This window comes from Motilimonas cestriensis, assembly GCF_021295315.1.
GTDB classification, from domain to species: Bacteria; Pseudomonadota; Gammaproteobacteria; order Enterobacterales; family CBDFNC01; genus Motilimonas; species Motilimonas cestriensis.
In genome coordinates this window covers 179,923-196,646 of the sequence record NZ_JAIMJA010000001.1, presented here as the reverse complement: position 1 = coordinate 196,646, position 16,724 = coordinate 179,923, and the positions used below count along the sequence as shown (strand labels likewise).

Annotated in this window: 16 protein-coding genes; 6 read left to right on the top strand and 10 right to left on the bottom strand. The window is 43.5% G+C overall.

All coding sequences use genetic code 11. The features are described 5' to 3' along the window. The first annotated feature begins 52 nt into the window (after positions 1-52). The 3 genes from K6Y31_RS00875 to K6Y31_RS00865 all read left to right on the top strand — a co-directional run bounded on the left by K6Y31_RS00875 (position 53) and on the right by K6Y31_RS00865 (position 2,685). Complete coding sequence (locus K6Y31_RS00875; protein ID WP_233050985.1) at positions 53-949, top strand: carbohydrate ABC transporter permease; 897 nt, start codon at positions 53-55, stop codon at positions 947-949. Continuing rightward, entirely contained in the window at positions 946-1,788 is an 843-nt protein-coding gene (locus K6Y31_RS00870; RefSeq protein WP_233050984.1) for a carbohydrate ABC transporter permease, read from the top strand. The genes K6Y31_RS00875 and K6Y31_RS00870 overlap by 4 nt, the downstream gene beginning before the upstream one ends. 120 nt (positions 1,789-1,908) lie before the next feature. Then, complete coding sequence (locus K6Y31_RS00865) at positions 1,909-2,685, top strand: HAD-IIB family hydrolase (RefSeq protein WP_233050983.1); 777 nt, start codon at positions 1,909-1,911, stop codon at positions 2,683-2,685. A gap of 55 nt (positions 2,686-2,740) precedes the next feature. On the opposite strand, the gene K6Y31_RS00860 is transcribed toward K6Y31_RS00865, so the two are convergent. Next, the gene (locus K6Y31_RS00860) at positions 2,741-4,267 is read right to left on the bottom strand and encodes a sensor domain-containing diguanylate cyclase (RefSeq protein WP_233050982.1); all 1,527 of its coding nucleotides are present in this window, start codon (positions 4,265-4,267) and stop codon (positions 2,741-2,743) included. 159 nt (positions 4,268-4,426) lie between these two features. Beyond that, positions 4,427-5,284, bottom strand: coding sequence for a LysR family transcriptional regulator (locus tag K6Y31_RS00855; protein WP_233050981.1), 858 nt, complete (start codon positions 5,282-5,284; stop codon positions 4,427-4,429). Between the two features lie 108 nt (positions 5,285-5,392). Here K6Y31_RS00855 and K6Y31_RS00850 point away from each other — a divergent pair, with 108 nt between their 5' ends. Beyond that, a complete protein-coding gene (locus K6Y31_RS00850; RefSeq protein WP_233050980.1) occupies positions 5,393-6,058 on the top strand; it encodes an FMN-dependent NADH-azoreductase in 666 nt (221 codons plus the stop codon). 430 nt (positions 6,059-6,488) lie between these two features. Here the strand turns inward: K6Y31_RS00850 and K6Y31_RS00845 are convergent, their stop codons facing one another. Continuing rightward, positions 6,489-7,505 (bottom strand): DUF4272 domain-containing protein, encoded by a 1,017-nt coding sequence (locus tag K6Y31_RS00845; RefSeq protein WP_233050979.1) that lies wholly within the window; start codon positions 7,503-7,505, stop codon positions 6,489-6,491. Positions 7,506-8,060: 555 nt separating this feature from the next. Between K6Y31_RS00845 and K6Y31_RS00840 the strand changes: the two genes are divergently transcribed. Next, positions 8,061-9,629, top strand: a complete 1,569-nt coding sequence (locus tag K6Y31_RS00840) for an ATP-binding cassette domain-containing protein (RefSeq protein WP_233050978.1) — start codon at positions 8,061-8,063, stop codon at positions 9,627-9,629. A 129-nt stretch (positions 9,630-9,758) separates the two neighbouring features. Here the strand turns inward: K6Y31_RS00840 and K6Y31_RS00835 are convergent, their stop codons facing one another. From K6Y31_RS00835 to K6Y31_RS00815, 5 genes are all read right to left on the bottom strand, one after another. Next, positions 9,759-10,127, bottom strand: a complete 369-nt coding sequence (locus tag K6Y31_RS00835; protein ID WP_233050977.1) for a VOC family protein — start codon at positions 10,125-10,127, stop codon at positions 9,759-9,761. A 146-nt stretch (positions 10,128-10,273) separates the two neighbouring features. Further along, positions 10,274-11,086, bottom strand: a complete 813-nt coding sequence (locus tag K6Y31_RS00830; RefSeq protein WP_233050976.1) for a helix-turn-helix transcriptional regulator — start codon at positions 11,084-11,086, stop codon at positions 10,274-10,276. A 392-nt stretch (positions 11,087-11,478) separates the two neighbouring features. Continuing rightward, positions 11,479-12,849, bottom strand: a complete 1,371-nt coding sequence (locus K6Y31_RS00825; protein ID WP_233050975.1) for a YjiH family protein — start codon at positions 12,847-12,849, stop codon at positions 11,479-11,481. A 727-nt stretch (positions 12,850-13,576) separates the two neighbouring features. Continuing rightward, positions 13,577-13,864, bottom strand: a complete 288-nt coding sequence (locus K6Y31_RS00820; RefSeq protein ID WP_233050974.1) for a type II toxin-antitoxin system RelE family toxin — start codon at positions 13,862-13,864, stop codon at positions 13,577-13,579. Beyond that, positions 13,854-14,105 carry a type II toxin-antitoxin system Phd/YefM family antitoxin gene (locus K6Y31_RS00815; RefSeq protein WP_233050973.1) on the bottom strand — a complete coding sequence of 84 codons (252 nt, stop codon included), beginning with the start codon at positions 14,103-14,105 and terminating at the stop codon, positions 13,854-13,856. Before K6Y31_RS00815 ends, K6Y31_RS00820 begins: the two co-directional genes overlap by 11 nt. A 339-nt stretch (positions 14,106-14,444) precedes the next feature. On the opposite strand from K6Y31_RS00815, the gene K6Y31_RS00810 reads away from it, so the two are divergent. Then, positions 14,445-14,987, top strand: coding sequence for a group II intron maturase-specific domain-containing protein (locus tag K6Y31_RS00810; protein ID WP_345790221.1), 543 nt, complete (start codon positions 14,445-14,447; stop codon positions 14,985-14,987). Between the two features lie 60 nt (positions 14,988-15,047). On the opposite strand, the gene K6Y31_RS00805 is transcribed toward K6Y31_RS00810, so the two are convergent. Further along, a complete protein-coding gene (locus tag K6Y31_RS00805) occupies positions 15,048-15,683 on the bottom strand; it encodes a DJ-1/PfpI family protein (protein WP_233050972.1) in 636 nt (211 codons plus the stop codon). A 98-nt stretch (positions 15,684-15,781) separates the two neighbouring features. Then, the gene (locus K6Y31_RS00800; protein WP_233050971.1) at positions 15,782-16,612 is read right to left on the bottom strand and encodes an alpha/beta hydrolase; all 831 of its coding nucleotides are present in this window, start codon (positions 16,610-16,612) and stop codon (positions 15,782-15,784) included. Between the last annotated feature and the right edge of the window lie 112 nt (positions 16,613-16,724).

Here is a 16,724-nt window from a genome sequence, read left to right as displayed (position 1 = left end):
CACTGAAACGATCAACACAGCGAGAGCCTCGCTCTCGCTATTTGAGAACATTATGCGCAATTTTTTGTTTACGTCCCCTTGGCGTCGTCAGCCATGGGTTTTTGCTTGGTTATGTTTGCTACCTGCGTTAACACTATTGGGGGCGTTTACCTACCTTCCGGTGATTAATAGTATTTTTAGCAGCTTTTTTAGCTCAACCGGTTCAGGCTCAACGCTCTACACTGGCTTTGATAACGTTCATTATCTCGCCGACGATCCGGTGTTCATCAAAGCGCTGACCAATAACGCTTGGTATGCACTATTCACGGTGCCAACCTCCGTTATTCTCGCCTTAACCATGGCGCTTTGGGTTAACCAAAAGCTCAAAGGGCGCAGTTTTTTACGGTTAGGTTTTTTTCTACCCACCTTGTTACCTATGGTGGCCGCTGCCAACGTATGGCTGTTTTTTTATGAACCCAATATTGGCTTGCTGAACCGTTTTTTAAGCGTATTTGGTATTAATGGCTATAACTGGCTGGGGGATCCCGACACCTCATTAGGCGCACTAATGATGTTAACTATCTGGAAGGAAGCGGGGTTCTTTATGATTTTTTATCTTGCGGCGCTGCAATCGTTGCCCAGTGATCTTATCGAAGCCGCTCGGCTTGAGTCGCCGAGTCGATGGTATCGATTTCGTAAGGTGGTCATGCCGTTACTGGCTCCGACAACTTTATTTGTCCTGATTAATGCATTGATTAACGCGTTTAAGTTGGTTGACCACTTATTTATTCTTACTAAAGGTGGGCCAAATAACGCCAGCACTTTGTTGCTTTACTATATTTATGAAACTGCGTTTTCTTATTTAGATCAACCTTATGCTGCTACTCAAACCTTGTTTTTGTTGGCGGTGCTAGCGCTTGTTTCGGCGCTGCAATTTGCTTTATCTCGCAATAAGGTACATTACCAATGAGTATCAATTCCGCTAAGGGCTCAGCGGCATCCATTAAATGGTTTAGTGCGAGTAATACCCTTGCCGCGTGGGTATTGGCGTTGCTCTGGATCTCGCCCTTGCTTTATATGCTGTGGGCGTCGCTTCATACCGGCTCCGCGGCAATTACTTTCGATTTAAGCGAGCCAATCAGCTTAGATAATTTTCAACAAGCTTGGCAAATGGCGCCTTTTACCCGCTATTTAATCAATACTTTTGCCAGTGTTTCGATCTTGCTCATTGCCCAATTACTGGTATGCACACTGGCAGGTTACGCCTTAGCAAGAGTCAAATTTACCGGTCGCAATGTTGTCTTTGTATTGATATTACTGCAATTGATGGTGATGCCAGAAATACTCATCAGTGAAAATTATCAGTTTATTGCTCAACTAGGGGCGGTTGATAGTTACTTGGGCATTGCCTTGCCCTACATTGCCAGCGCGTTTGGTATCTTCTTACTGCGCCAAACATTTAAACAAATGCCCCAAGAGCTGCACGACGCCGCCCGAATTGAAGGTTTAGGGCCACTTGCGATATTAGTTAAAGTGTATGTGCCGCTGGCTAAGCCGACTTATCTTGCTTATGCACTGGTTTCAGTGAGTTACCATTGGAATAATTTTTTATGGCCATTGGTGATCACAAACACCGAAGCAAGTCGGCCTGTTACAGTGGGCTTAGCACTTTTTGGCTCACCTGAAACTGGGGTCGATTGGGGCGTATTAAGTGCCGGAACCTTAATCGCTATTGCGCCATTACTGGCTATCTTTTTAATTTTTCAGCGCCAATTTATGCAGTCATTTATGACCGCGGGAATCAAATAACCTCAACTTAGTTTAATCCGGCAGTGTAATCCGTTAGTTTAAGCTTACAGTTGAGAACAATAGCAGCCGATGAGCGAGCCATCGCTCTGAGCAAACTTAGCTGAGTAGAACGATTATTTTATGACGATAAAACCTGATTTAAACCCGATCAAGGTCTTGTTTACCGACGTAGACGATACCCTGACCCTAGCAGGCAAGTTACCCGCAGAAACATTAGTTGCGCTGTATCGTTTACAACAAGCGGGCATTCAAGTTGTGCCTGTAACGGGGGCTTGTGCGGGTTGGTGTGACCAAATTGCCAGATTATGGCCTGTTAGCGCCGTTATTGGTGAAAACGGCGCATTTACCATTGAATCTGAAGGAGAGCAGTTAAGCTACATTGACAGCTGCGATCGCCAAGCAAGAAAAGCAAACCGACAGCGGTTATCTAAACTGGCGACCGAAATTGTATGTACTTACCCTAAACTACAGCTGGCTCAGGATAATGATTATCGCCGTTACGATGTTGCGATTGACTTTAATCAAGCGGTTTCTGGTGTTAGCGCAGAGCAAGTTGCCAGCGTGTTAGCCTTTATCAGACAGCGCGGTGTCAATGCCACGGCGAGCTCCATTCACATTAATATGTGGCTGGGGGATAACGACAAACTAAAAGGCGCGCGCGACTGGCTGGCGCGTCATCATCAGTTTGATTCAGACCAAATCCAGCAACACTGTGCATTTATCGGCGATTCGGCAAATGACGATGTGATGTTTGGCTTTTTTAAGCAAAGTATTGGTGTGGCTAATATTAAGCAACATTGGCACCTGTTAACAAACAAGCCAAGCACGGTCATGAATAAACCCGGGGGGCTTGGTTTTGCAGCATGGGTGAGTGATTACCTAGATACTCACCCATAGTAGACAAGCGGCTAGTTTACACTGTGAAGTAGGGCAGGGTGATAGGCCATCAAAATTAAATGTGTTGGGTAAATAGCACAGACTGATTTCGGCCATTTTGTTTCGCTTGGTATAGTGCGCTATCAGCTTGCTCAACGAGCATCTCAAACGTCATTTCACCTTGAGTGACAGCAATACCGACACTAATGGTGATGTTTAAGTTTTGCGCACTTAGCGTGTTGTTTTCAACTTGTTGCCGTATTCTTTCGGCCACTAACATCGCGCCGTTAGGGGTTGCGGCCTGTAAAAACACCATAAACTCTTCACCGCCCCAGCGGGCACAAATAGCGCTTTTACGATTGGTTCTATTTAATATTTTTGCGGTCGATTTCAGCACCTCATCACCAATACCATGGCCATAGGTGTCGTTAACTTGTTTAAACTTATCAATATCAATTAATAAAATGGCCGCGTATTGCTGCGTTCGAGCTAAATGCGCATAAATAGGTGTAACTAAAATTTCTAAACCGCGTCGGTTGTAGAGCTTAGTCAGCGGGTCGATCAGCATTAGTTGCCTGTGTTTTACCGATGCACAATATTGGCTATAAGCTAAGTAACTCAGCACGCAGCCGAGCAACAACAACAGCCAAACGGTTAAAGACTTGCGGATTGCTGCTAACATCAGCTCAGTCTTTGCTAACGAATGAACAAAATACAGCTCGCCAGGCTTGATTTCCTCGGCATAAACCCAACTGCTATCAAGCTCGAGCCATTGCTGCGCGGTAGGTAAATAAACAATATTGGATTTTTTGCCCTCGCTGGGCTCACCAGCTGTGGCAACGAGTAGGCCATTTTCATCTATCAATACCGACTCGCCAACCGCCTCGCCAATTCTTAATACCGATTGTAAGTAATCGATGCCGACATCAACACAGATAACACCGAGAAAGTCGCCGCGATAGTAAACAGGGCTGGCAATGGTGACCATTAAGCCTTGTCCTGCAGAATCTTCGTATAAGTCGGTAATCATTTGCCTGCCTTCAGGGTTAGATTGCGGCTCAAGTTGTTGCCAAAACGGTTTCAAGTACAAACTTTCAGAAAACTGATATTGATTGAGGGGCAACTTGGGCAATATATACACAAATTTTTGCTTGGAAATATAATAAGTCCAAAGGGCCAATTTGGCTTCACCTACATAGACCGCTAACTGTTCATTAAGGGAAATTGCCGCGGTGAGTTCGTGACGCAAGTTAGGAGAGTTGATATCTACCTCACCAGCGATAGTGAGGGTGCCATTTAGGTAGTTAGGATCAGCAGGGTTATAAACCTCAGGCAATGAATAAACTTGGTATTGTTCAAAGAAAGCTAGGCTATCAAGAATATGGTTGGTTAGATCACCTTGTCGGGCAAGCTGATAATGGCTACGCATTGCGTTTCGCATGGCTATATTACTGGCAGACATTAAGTGCAGGTATTGCTCAAAGCTATCAATACGAAAAAGCAGGGTTTCTTTAGTGATTTGCTTTATTCTTTCTTTTTCATAGTGATAGCTGGCTGCGCCAGCAAATAAGACAATACCGATGGCGATAAGGGTTCCTATCATCTTTTTGTTCATTAATTGTTTAGTTGTCCTGTTTGCGCTCTTTTACCAAAGGTAGCTGAAAATTATCAGTTAGGTGGACTATCGTTATAGATTATGTTTTGTGCGTGATGCCAGCACTCGTATCAAGGTTTATTTCATACCTTCTCAGTTAAAAAAGGCTTAAAATTCATTCTTTATCCAATCACTAAATTGTTTTACCGCGCCTATCTCTTTACGCGCCGGATTAACCCGTAACCAATAGCGATAACCTGTAAACGCGGTAAAGCCCGCTACAGGTACTATCCAGCCTTGTTCAACAGCCGTCTTGGCGAGGATATCACTTAGTAGCCCAACCCCCTGCCCAGACATAATGGCTTGTAGCACAAAATATTCCTGCTCAACAGCGGTAACACGATAACCAGGTTCGTCCACATGACTTTGCCATGTGATGTTCTTAAGCACGCTTTCATTCGCCCATTGGGTAACAAATAGGGCCGATGGTAAATGATTGGGATTGTTATCAATTAATTGTGCCGACTGGTATAGGCCTATTTGTTCTATAGCAAGCAATTGTTCTGATGGGTTGTGTTGGTCTGGACCATAGCGCAGGGCAATATCGATATGCTGATCCCGTGAAAAATCGATCAGGCTATCACTGGCACATATTTTTAATGGATTGCGAGGGAAAGCGGCGCTGATTTGTGCGCTTCTTGGCGTTAGCCAAAGCGCGGCAAATGAGTTGCAACAGGATATGTTGAGATCGCGTTTGTCGTGTTGTAATTCATTGAGCGTTGCATCTAACTGACTAAATGCGCCTAAACAGGCGATCAACAGTTTATTACCGGCATCCGTTAAAGACACGGCACGGGTGTGGCGTACGAATAATGCCACGCGAAGTTGTGACTCAAGCCCCTTGATCTGATGCGATACAGCCGTTGGTGAAATATTTAATGTGTTAGCGGCCGCTTTAAAGCTTAAGTGCTGCGCCGCAATAACAAAGGTTTTGAGGTAATTAAGGGAAGATATTTGCGTCAGCATAGTGTCTCTATAGTTAATCTTAAGTTATCTATTTAAGGCTTTTTCTAATTTGTCACGAGTACGGCGCGATTTGTACACTCCACCTATCAGAAAAATAAGGAGAGTGTCATGGAAAATGTTCTATATGTTAGCGCAAGTGTCAGGAAGTTTCATCCAACTCAGCAGCATCATATGTCAATAAGCCGGATGTTAGGCGAGACATTTATTGATGAGTTTAAGCAGCAATATAATCAAGCTGAAGTTATTCATCGTGACTTGTCTTTAACCCCGCCTATGTTTATAGATGAAGCGTTTATTGCTGCAGCTTTTGCCAGGGGAGAGTTGAGTGAGCAGCAGCGCACCGTACTGGCCCAGTCTGATAGGTTAATTGATGAGGTGATCAAAGCCGACATTATTGTTCTCAGTAGTCCTATGTATAATTACGGCATGCCAGCGGTGCTCAAAGCTTGGTTCGATTTAGTGATAAGAGTAGACAAAACCTTTTCATTTGATTTAGCCCGTGGCGACCAACCTCTTGAGCCAATACTCAGTGGTAAAAAGGTGGTATTACTGGCGTCTTGGGGCGAGTTTGATTTTAAAAAAGGCGAGGCTAAGTATGAGTTTAATCATCTTTCGCGCCATATTGAGCAACTTTCTCCGTACCTTGGCGCAGATGCTTTTTATGAAATAGCATCTGAATATCAGGAGTTTGGTGATGAGCGCCACCGTGCTTCGAAGCAGCAAGCCTTGGCTGACATTAAACGACTGGCACAAAAATTGGCAGCAGCAAAATAATACCGAAAAGAGCCCACTAAAACCTTTCGGTGGCTTATCAGCCGCATCCGTGCGGCTGATTTTCGCTTTTTAGGTTTTAGCCCGTTTTGCTCAACCTGATCGCATTCTTGGTATTAGTTAATCCCAGGCCAATGTTGTCTATCCTATAATGATTTAACGCGATACGACTGTGCTGCTGGCTAAAGCGATAAGTTCAGTTAGCGCCATCTCTGCAGATGTGGCGCCATAGGTAACAGCAGAGTGCAGCTGCTGCCGCATGGCTTTACTGCAAACAAGAATGAGACAGAGGGATTGTCATAGCTACCCATTGTCTTTAATGACAGTTGCACTTCGGGATTAGCAAGGGTTCCAGTTGTTTACTGCGTTGGCCAATAATCAACTGGAGCTTGGGCATATACTAGCTGGCTTTGTAGTGAGTATGTCTTCAAATTTAGGTTGGTGTGTCTACATCATCCCAATTTGAGCCCTCAAAGCCAATTAGCCAGTTTAGTGCGTAGTGACGCTCTACAATAACGCCACTATCAACTTCAAAGGGAAGTGGTTTTTCATCAAGCGCAGCCTGCCGGCATAGCCAATGAAGTCGGTAGTGCAAATCCAAACAATCCAATACTTCATTGATTGGCTTCAATTTAATATCCTTTTTAAGGGCATCGCAGTTAAAGGCTATTTTAGCTACGTTAGGCACATCGCAAATTGAGTTTGGGAAGTCAAGCTCAGGTAGCAACCCTAGTACCCAAAGTAATAAAGCAACCCCTTCATAGCGCCAAGCAAATTGTATGACCTCTTCTTCACTTGGTTCACCGTTTAGAAAAACGATTTCAGCAGGGCTAAGATCTCTAAATCCGTCAGGAATTTTTTCCTTGAGGGTCTCAATTTGAATAGGCTCCCCTGTTGCAAGGTATTCAGCCCTAAGTGCGACGACAAAAAGAGCCATGGCACGATGATAAATTGCATCTTCAGACCGCAATAGTAACTCTTGCTCACATGGAATAGGCGGTAGCTTGGGCACCGGAATATTATTTTGCTTGAGAAAGTGTTCTGTCTGCTCCCTACGATTGTAACTTTCGGGTAAAAAGGGGACGTTAACAGCTGGATCAGGTAGATCACCACTTGGAGTAAATAAGACGCTTCCCACTGGACTACGAATAGAGCCATCTTTGAGAAAAAGGATGGCGTTAGAATCCAATGACCATTGTGCTAAAGCATCTAAATCAGTCTCTTCAATAGTAAAGCTAAAATGATGATTGACTCTTTGAATGTGCCTAAGGAGATGATATTTAATCTTGGTCATTTCCTTGTTGCCTTTTTCCATTACATAGCCTTGAAACCCTTTTAAATGCTGCGTGAGTTCAGGATTGGTTAAATCACGGCGTCCATGAAGCGTATGGGGAAAAGCTAATGAAGGAGGCATAAGGTGTGTACAATATGCGTTAAGTAAAATACTCATTTATAACATTCCAAATTGATTTTAATGCGGCTGAACGAAGTAAAACTAGCGGTATACTCACTTGAATTTGAATATTTTCGTACCGCGAAAAACGGCTCACCGAAAAACTAAAATACCGAGCATCAAATAAGTTACAACGAAAAGCGGTTACTTTATTGTCCAACTCATTGTAAAAATAATATCACCTAAAAGTAACTTGGTCAGCACCAGCTTGTTCAAAGTATTTGATATAAATCGTTTGCTTGATAATCGCGGCTGTTGGTACGGATTGCTTCTTATTGCGGGCTTGACTTTAGTCCAGTTAGCTGATTAACATAACTCCACTATTTCTTGAGGAGTTTACGCCAACATGAAGATCTAAACCTGTTATCCATTTCTTACTTTATTTTTGGATCTACAGGGTTAGTAGGCGTAGCTCACTTTCCGATATTTCGTTGCCATTACATTTTCATTCATTGATTTGAATCGCTTTTATAAGTGCGTGTATTAGCATCGCTCTCATCACTAAATTGTATTTAGCTACGGCTTATGTCCCTGTCACACAGGAGGCAAATTATGCCAGTGTTACAAGCTCACCATATTCACCATCAATTTGAAAACGGTGACGTGTTATTTCAACAATTGTCATGCTCAATGACCAAGCGCCGTGTTGGCTTAGTCGGTCGCAATGGAGTGGGAAAATCGGTATTTGCATCAATATTAAGCGGCGAGCTAATCCCATCGAGTGGCACTGTTACTTTGCCAACATCGTTTGGTGTGTATCGCCAGCAACCGTCGCAGTTACTTGCTGGCGAACTTACTATCGCGCAGTTTTTGGCGAAAGACGATGTACTTCAAGGGCTCAAGCAGATTGAGCTGGGCGATTGCTCAGCACATTGGTTTGACCTGATTGGCGATGAATGGGACCTTCCAGCCCGGCTTAGTGCGCAGCTTAGCGCCATGGGGTTACCACCAACGCCTGACTTTCCCTGCGCTCAACTGAGCGGGGGGCAGCTAGCGAAATTACAGCTGTGGCAATTGTTGGATAGCGATGTTGAGCTGTTGATCCTTGATGAACCGTCAAATCATCTTGATCGCTATGGTAAGCATTGGTTAATTGAATCGATGCAGGCGTTTAAAGGAGCCATTTTGCTCATTAGCCACGATCGTGAATTACTGCGAGAAATGCAAGAAGTGTGGGAATTGTCTAAATTGGGCTTGCAAGTGTTTGGTGGCAACTATGACATTTACGCTGAACAAAAAGACATTGAGTTACAATCGGTTGGGCGTCAATTAGCCAGTATTGAGAAACAGAAAAAACAGCTTGTAGAGCAAGCGCAGCGCAATCGAGAAAAAGCAGAGCAACGAGCCGCGCAAGGCAACAAGTTACGCAAAGAGGGCAGTCAGCCATCCATTTTACTTGATGCCAAAAAAGACAAAGCCAGTGCTCGCGCCTCGAACCGCAATAAAAATGAGCAACTGCGCCAAGCTCACCTGCTTGAAACACAGCAGGCGCTAAGCGCAAGAAAAGAGCAAATAAAAAGTCAGAAACTGTATTTGGCAGACAATCAAAGCCGCGCTCGCAAAGTGGTTTCTATTGTGCAGGGGAGATTGGCATTCGGCAGTGCGCAACCCATTACACAGCAGATCTTTTCAGCTGATAAGGTGCATCTAATAGGGCAAAACGGCGCTGGCAAATCGACCTTTTTGAAAACACTCTTAGGTGAGGAGCGACTGCAAACAGGCGCGCTGCAGCTGAATACACCACTTTATTACCTTGACCAACATTTTGGCGCTGTTCGGCCTGAATTATCGATGTTGGATAACTTGACGCAACATTGTGATGGCATAGCTGAGAGTGATGCGCGAACTCTACTAGCGGGTGTTGGTTTTCGTCGTGACAATGTTTTTCGCCTTGGCGGCATGCTCAGTGGCGGCGAAAAGATGAAACTTGCGATGTTGATTGTTAGCCATCAATCAATGCAACCACTGTTGTTACTTGATGAGCCAGATAACCATCTGGATCTTGATTCAAAAATAATGCTGGCGCAGGCGCTAAAAGATTATCGTAGTGGCTTTATTTTGGTCAGTCATGATGAAGAATTTGCCCAGCAATCAGGTGTGACACGTTGCATTAACTTGTGAAAAACCGTCAGCCAGAGCAAAGAGCGCTGGCTGACTCGTGACCTTTCAATGATAGTGTGAGCGCTCAAGGTATACGCTTTTGCCTTGTCGCCCGTTTCATATCAATGTGCTGGGTAGCATGCAACTTTTTTACTTGGGAGAGTGCAGGCCAAGTCGGTTTCCTTCTGTGTCTAGAAATAATGCGAAGAAACCGCTTTCGTCTGCATGTGGTGTTTTGGCTGCGAGAATTTTTCCGCCATTTGCTTCTACTTTTGATAGCACCAGTTGAAGGTCTTCGCCTGCATTTAAATATAAGGTGATGCCTGAGCTAGACGGCAAGTAGCCTTCCCCCTGGACAATCACCCCAACCGTAGCTTGATCCTCGTAAGGGAATATTCCCATTCTCATCCCTGGAATATCCATGATTTCAATCGTTAAAGCAAAAATGCTGCCGTAAAATTTTACCGCACGATCTAAGTCTGTTGCTGGGATCTCAAAAATTGATGCGATACTGTGCATTATTTCATCCTTGTAGTTTTGCCTGTACTGCTAGCATTCTGTGTGATTAATGTGCCGCTGTTGATGGTCGTGTATTACTTTGAGCGAGCAGTTTTCAAGATAGAGCAGGGTAGCAACAAGAAATTGTAAAAAAGCGACAGATCTGCTTATTTGTTGAAAAGCAAAGAAAGCGCCATGCTTTTGTCGTCGAGAAAATCGCGAGGGTTGACTCCTGTGAATTCCTTAAAGTCTTTAATAAAGTGAGATTGGTCATAATAGTTGCTTTTGTACGCAATGCTCGTAAGGCTGTCTTCTTGGCTTATTATTAGTTTTAAAGCCGCTTGCAAGCGCACAAGTTTACTTAAATTTTTCGGGCTTACGCCAACCATGTTCAAAAATTTTCTTTCTAACTGGCGTTTTTTATTGGGGTTTGACTCGGTGATTGCATCAATGGATACATTGCCATTTTTTGAAAATATAACGTCCACTGTTGTTTTTACAATGTTCTCAATGGTATGAGGGGCACTCAGTTTGGCAAGAAGAAAATTCTCAAGGATCTTAATTCTTTGCTTGGTATCCAGTGCTCGAATGATGTCACCTTCCAGCTCTGCGGCTTCATCATGCCCAAATAATTCATAAATTGATGTTTCTTTATTTCTTAGACTTATTATTGGCTTAGATACAAAATGGGAGAAAGCATAAGGAAAGAAACTGGCGGCGAAGGTATGAACATATCCTGTTGGTTGAATATAGAAAGGGGAAACCGTTTGTCCAAGTACCATGGCGCGTGGCTGCAGTATGTAATCATTTGCTGAGGTATAGCGCTTAATGTCATCGCCTAATATGAAGGTTAATTCAATGCAGCCATCGGGAACAATACGTTGTTTTGCTGGCTTTTCTTCCGAAGCGACTTCAAGCGTCCAAAAGCAATTAATAAATGAAGATAGACTTTTACTAGGTAAAAATGTGTTGTAATCCATTACTTCTCCCGAATGCAGAAATTCTGCTAGTCGACGATTAGGTGTTTCTATACAAATATTGGTTTATTTTTGTAAGCTCTAGCGTTAGCTGCTTTTTTGACAGCGCTCCCTGATAAGTAATCGAGTGAAATTTATCCTCTTTCGTTACTTTAATAAACCAAAAACCACCTGTACTTCCAAGTCCTTGGACCACTTCAAGTTTAGCAGGGAGGTGCATTTCGCTTTGGAAACTGGGTGCCGCAATTTCGACCATTTTTCGCGTCGCTGGATGTTAACGTCGTTTGACTAAGGCGTATCAAGTTAGCCTTATTTGAAGAGTGATCGTTAGAGACGAAAAAGGCTACCAACAACTGGAAGCCTTTCGTACATTTGTCATTTAAATAATCGGTAACTTAGAAAATCAAGTGTGCGACACCAGCAATCACTGGTAGCGTGATCACTGTGCGCAGAATGAAGATAACAAACAGCTCAAAAATGTTTACGGGAATACGGCTACCAAGTAGCAGTGCACCTACTTCCGACATGTAAATTAGCTGAGTGACTGACATTGCCGCAATAACAAAACGTGTCATCTCACTTTCAATCGACGCAGCAAGAATCGACGGGATGAACATATCAGCAAAACCAACCACAATCGTTTTTGATGCTTCAGTCGCTTCCGGTACACCTAATAACTCTAAGTATGGAATGAAGGGTTGGCCTAGGAATGTAAATACTGAAGTGTATTCTGCGATGACCAATGCCACTGTACCAAGCCCCATCACGACAGGCAGCACACCAAAAACCATATCGACTGCATTTTGAACGCCTTCAGTCACAATCGTTTTAATTGATTTCACTCTTCCTGCTTTTTCTAGCGCAAGCTCCAAACCCCAACTAAAGCTAGAGTGGCCCATAGGAATGGCATCAGCATCGTGTGCAGGAGCCGTACCATCAATAAAGGTATTTTTCTTGTAGCTTAGTGGAGGTAAGCGAGGAATGATCATTGCAGCAACGAAACCTGCTAAACAGATCGCCGCATAAAATGGCAGGAACATATGTTCAAGCTCAACTTGCGCTATCACCACCAAGCTAAACGTAATTGATACCGCCGAGAACGTGGTACCAACAACGGCAGCTTCACGCTCGGTATAAAACTTGTTTTCGTATTGCTTACTGGTCAGCAAGATACCAACACTACCGTCACCCAACCAAGAAGCCATACAGTCAATCGCACTACGACCAGGAAGATTGAATATTGGACGCATCACTTTTGACAGCAATGTACCAAACAGTTCTAACAAGCCGAAGTTAAGCAGTAGTGGGAGTAATAGACCAGCGAAAATAAAGACAGAAAATAGTGTTGGTAGCAAACCTTCAAGCACTAAACCACCAGTGTTACCTTCCCAAATGGCTTTTGGTCCAAGTTGAAAGTAAGTCATTACTACCGCAATACCACCTATGATGCGTACTGCTAACCAAAGAGGTGATGGATTGAATAACCCATTTAAAAATGTGCTGTTAGCAATAAAAGTCGGGTTCTTAATACGAAAAAGCATAGATGCTGCTGCCATAAATGCCACGATTGCAGTCACGATGCCAACAAGATAATCCCCCAGCAATGCTTGGATAGATTTCGCCAGTATCGCAATAGGAATGGTAATGTCACCGTTATAGGTAACAGGTGCCATAAACAAGAATAAACCGATCAAAGAAGGAATTAAAAAGATCCAGAAGTTTGATTTTGATTTGTGCTGTTTGATTGTTTGAGTGTTATTCATCATTGCGAATCTCGTGTTGCAGCTAGTCAATAATAGCCGAACTCTTTGGCATACTTATTCACTATACATACGTATCTAGTCAATTTAGCGCAGACTACTGTTTTTTTACGGTTTATGCAATGCTATTCAATGAATATCGATACTTATTCGTTATATTGTTTCGCAACTGATATAAAGTGCAGGTATATATGTCTGTATTGTTAGATTATTTGTTAAACTTACGTTTAGTATTGAGCGCTTACGATCATAGGGTCGGGCGCAGATTGAGAATGTGCTACTGGCGAAAACCGCGCACCCAAGTGAGACGTTTAATCAAGCTGGGTGTCAGTGAACGTCTCGCCGTTGCCTATGTGGTATCACCAGAAAAGGGCTTGTAGGAGCTCGAAAACCAAAGGGATAAATATCGCCATTAGCAATGAATTCCTCGCTGCTCAAGGTCTGGTATCACTGAAGGACATTTGGATTACTATTCATTACGGAAGATGAATCGACCATTGCACATCTTCTCAATCAAGAGTGCATGATGGGTGGTGTGGGGGGGCTGGAGGTTAGAAACCTCCGGCTAGCCAATTATGCTGCTGTTGAGGTTGTAGAATTTCTCTTTTTTAAGAAAAAAAGCCTGTTTTATGGGTTCCAAATGCATTACCTAATGACTTAAAAGCGCTTAGGATTGATTGCAGGGACTCGTTTTTTAGTCAAATCTGGCTGTTGGAGTTATTCTACAGTCTCGTTACAAGAACCTCGATGCTAACTTTTTGTACACTGCATCTTTATCCCGTTTTCCAATAGCCAACACATACACCACGATTTCATCGTCGATGACTTCATAGGCTAAGCGATACCCTGCTGTACGTAGTTTGATCTTGTAAACTGAGTCATAACCACGAAGTTTAGACGAAGGTACATGCGGGTTTTCTAGACGCTCTTTAAGCTTCTTTTTGAACTGACTTTGAATTGGTGGAGCTAACTTGCTCCATTCTTTCTTGGCAGCAGGTAAAAATTTAAGCTTATAAGTCATCGATATCTACTTCCACCGCTTCAGATAACTCACCGCGGCGATTTTCAACAAGTTTAGCAAGCTCGTAGTCATCGAGCATATCCATTAGAAACTCATAAGTCTCTGCTGGTACAAGATAAGCTGCTGGCTTATTGTGGTTTAGGATAGCAATAGCAGAACCATCGGCTTCGTTTAACAAAGCTGTTGGATTTTTCTTTAACTCAGAAATACTTGCTGAACAATCAGCTAAAACCTGTCTCATAACAACACCAATTAAATATTTAAATAAGTGCTAATTTTAGACCTTATTTTCAGTCATAGCCAGAAGTTTTTGATTGCGTTTAATTTCTTGTGCACGTCCAGCGTGGGTATGCGCTGATTAGGTGAAAGTCCTCTATAGGAAAATCACCGTCTATATAACCTTTTGATTATTAGACGTTAACTATTAGCGAATGGCAAGGGTTTTTCCGTGAGGAAAGGTCTGGAGGAAGCCGCTAGCAAAACTGCGAGCTGAGAACGGGACGGCCATCCGGAGAACATCATATCAGGCGTAGGCTGGAGATGAGCTAGCACAAGACAAGGGGTACCCGGCAACGACAACATGAGTATTGATGTGTTTTATGACTTTGCTGAACAACATTGGCAAGGAATTAAGAGCAAACTGCTGGAAGGGCCTGTATCTGGCTCCAAGTTTCTCGGGTTTACCCTCCGTTACGGCAAAATTCAGATCCACGACAGTGCATTAAAGCGATTTAAGGCCAAAGTCAGGGAGCTAAGCAACCGTAATTGGGGGATCTCAATGACCCTACAAATTCATAAATTGACGCAATATTTACGCGGCTGGGGATATTACTATCTGGTTGCAAACGCTTATCAGCTTACCGTGGATTTAGATCATTGGATCCGGCGCAGACTGAGAATGTGCTACTGGCGACAATGGCGAAAACCGCGCACCAAAGTGAGGAGTATAATCAAGTTGGGTGTCAGTGAACGTCTCGCCATTGCTTGTGGTATCACCAGCAAAGGGCCCTGCAGAAGCTCGAAAACCAAAGGAATAAACATAGGTATAAGCAATGAGTTCCTTGCTGCTCAAGGTCTGGTATCACTGAAGGACATTTGGATTACTATTCATTACGGAAGATGAACCGCCCATTGCATATCTTCTCAATCAAGAGTGCATGATGGGTGGTGTGGGGGCTGGTGGTTAGAGACCTCCGGCTAACCGATTATGCGAATTTTTCAACTCTGCTGATTGAATAGTCGTGGCAATGAGCTCTTCAAAAAGTTCTAACTGTCCAGCTGGGATTAATTGATTCTGTATAGCTTTTCGCTTACTTGAGTCAAACAGCCGCTCTGCCAGCCAACCAATTAGATACATTAGTGAGAGACAACCTCCGGCAGTGGCTACGTTACCTTCTACCACGAGAGGTAAGTCTTGAACGTCTCCTCCCATACTTTGCAGAACACTCTTAGCGTCTGGATTCGTCGTTAACGGCTTACCTTTTAGTATACCTAGCTCATGAAGGATAAATGACCCCGCACAAATCGAACCAATTAGCTGCTTTTTTGGGTCAAGATTCAGCGCTGACATAAATTCAGTATCTCTCATGGCGGCTGGAATGCCACGTTTACCACTCGTTATAAGAACGACATCTTGATTCGTTACCTCAGAAATATGTCCGTCAGTTTTAACTTTCATACCAAGATGGGAATAATGTTCAGGTTTAGTTCCCAGTATGCTAACTGACCAACTATCAGTTGTTCGCCCAAGCAAGTCATACATAAGAAAGAAGTCTACATCTGTGAAATCATCAAATAAAACAACGCCAACTTTATACATTAAATTTTATCTCTTTCGTTGATCTCATAAGTCGCATGCGCGCGAACTTGTGAGCGTCGTAGGTGCCGCAGGCCCCGAAAGCCGCGATTTGTTATGCATCATTTCCGTTTTATACCATATACCCAATCCAAGCCTTGAATGGCCGTAGTCGGGAATGCTGTGGCGTGGCTGGCGCCTGAAACGACGGCAAAGTTTAGCTCCATCTCTGCGTTGCTTAATGCTGTAATTCTGTCTCTGAGCTGCATAGCACCAGCAACCATGTCTTGCCTTTCGCCAAAAGCTGGCGTTTCATACTCGCCTACGGATAAATATACTTTTATCTTCGCCTTTGCTTTGGTTAAGGGGATATTTAGTATTGCGTAATCATCAAACCAAACCGATGGGCTCCCCAATATGTAGCTGGAAAACAAATCCGGTTCAGTAAATAGAATATAAGCACCAAATAAACCGCCCAGTGAATTACCGACAAAGGTTCGATCCGTTTTGCTCGCCCTATATTGGCTTTCAATAAATGGCATTACGGTTTCACGCAAAAAAGTTGTGTGCGCTTTAGCATTTCCAGTCTGCAACTTCCAGGCTTTCGCCGATGTTGGCGTGTAGTCTCTGATCCTGCTGCTGGCACCCTTCGAACCTTTCTCATAAGACATTGCAACAATGATTGCATGCTGCATTAGGCCGCTATTCATCGGAAAACGCATAGCACCACTCACAATTGGAAAGCTGTAATGCGCGTCGGTGAGGTAAATTACCGGGTAAATCTGGTCAGTATTCGTCGTGTAGGAAGGTGGCAGTTGAATAAACAAGGGGTAGATACGCCCACTAGATTTTTCTTCAAGCTCGATTACTGAGCTTCGTGGTAATTCATAGGGGGTGTTAGCACTTGACGTAAAACAGACGAACAGAAATGCCAAACATATAAACAACTTCATTTGATAATCCATGATGTATAGCGAGCCTGTAGAATTTTTCTTTGAATAATATTTAGTGATTTTTTTGAGTCTCTGTATCGCATTCTAAGCCATTAAAACGACTTTGCTAATG

Excerpts from the sequence above, each read along its gene's own strand:
- K6Y31_RS00805 (WP_233050972.1), bottom strand. The coding sequence starts at position 15,683 with ATGTATAAAGTTGGCGTTGTTTTATTTGATGATTTCACAGATGTAGAC.
- K6Y31_RS00825 (WP_233050975.1), bottom strand. The coding sequence starts at position 12,849 with ATGATGAATAACACTCAAACAATCAAACAGCACAAATCAAAATCAAAC.
- K6Y31_RS00865 (WP_233050983.1), top strand. The coding sequence starts at position 1,909 with ATGACGATAAAACCTGATTTAAACCCGATCAAGGTCTTGTTTACCGAC.
- K6Y31_RS00850 (WP_233050980.1), top strand. The coding sequence starts at position 5,393 with ATGGAAAATGTTCTATATGTTAGCGCAAGTGTCAGGAAGTTTCATCCA.
- K6Y31_RS00815 (WP_233050973.1), bottom strand. The coding sequence starts at position 14,105 with ATGAGACAGGTTTTAGCTGATTGTTCAGCAAGTATTTCTGAGTTAAAG.
- K6Y31_RS00820 (WP_233050974.1), bottom strand. The coding sequence starts at position 13,864 with ATGACTTATAAGCTTAAATTTTTACCTGCTGCCAAGAAAGAATGGAGC.
- K6Y31_RS00840 (WP_233050978.1), top strand. The coding sequence starts at position 8,061 with ATGCCAGTGTTACAAGCTCACCATATTCACCATCAATTTGAAAACGGT.
- K6Y31_RS00855 (WP_233050981.1), bottom strand. The coding sequence starts at position 5,284 with ATGCTGACGCAAATATCTTCCCTTAATTACCTCAAAACCTTTGTTATT.
- K6Y31_RS00870 (WP_233050984.1), top strand. The coding sequence starts at position 946 with ATGAGTATCAATTCCGCTAAGGGCTCAGCGGCATCCATTAAATGGTTT.
- K6Y31_RS00875 (WP_233050985.1), top strand. The coding sequence starts at position 53 with ATGCGCAATTTTTTGTTTACGTCCCCTTGGCGTCGTCAGCCATGGGTT.
- K6Y31_RS00845 (WP_233050979.1), bottom strand. The coding sequence starts at position 7,505 with ATGAGTATTTTACTTAACGCATATTGTACACACCTTATGCCTCCTTCA.
- K6Y31_RS00835 (WP_233050977.1), bottom strand. The coding sequence starts at position 10,127 with ATGCACAGTATCGCATCAATTTTTGAGATCCCAGCAACAGACTTAGAT.
- K6Y31_RS00830 (WP_233050976.1), bottom strand. The coding sequence starts at position 11,086 with ATGGATTACAACACATTTTTACCTAGTAAAAGTCTATCTTCATTTATT.
- K6Y31_RS00810 (WP_345790221.1), top strand. The coding sequence starts at position 14,445 with ATGAGTATTGATGTGTTTTATGACTTTGCTGAACAACATTGGCAAGGA.
- K6Y31_RS00800 (WP_233050971.1), bottom strand. The coding sequence starts at position 16,612 with ATGAAGTTGTTTATATGTTTGGCATTTCTGTTCGTCTGTTTTACGTCA.
- K6Y31_RS00860 (WP_233050982.1), bottom strand. The coding sequence starts at position 4,267 with ATGATAGGAACCCTTATCGCCATCGGTATTGTCTTATTTGCTGGCGCA.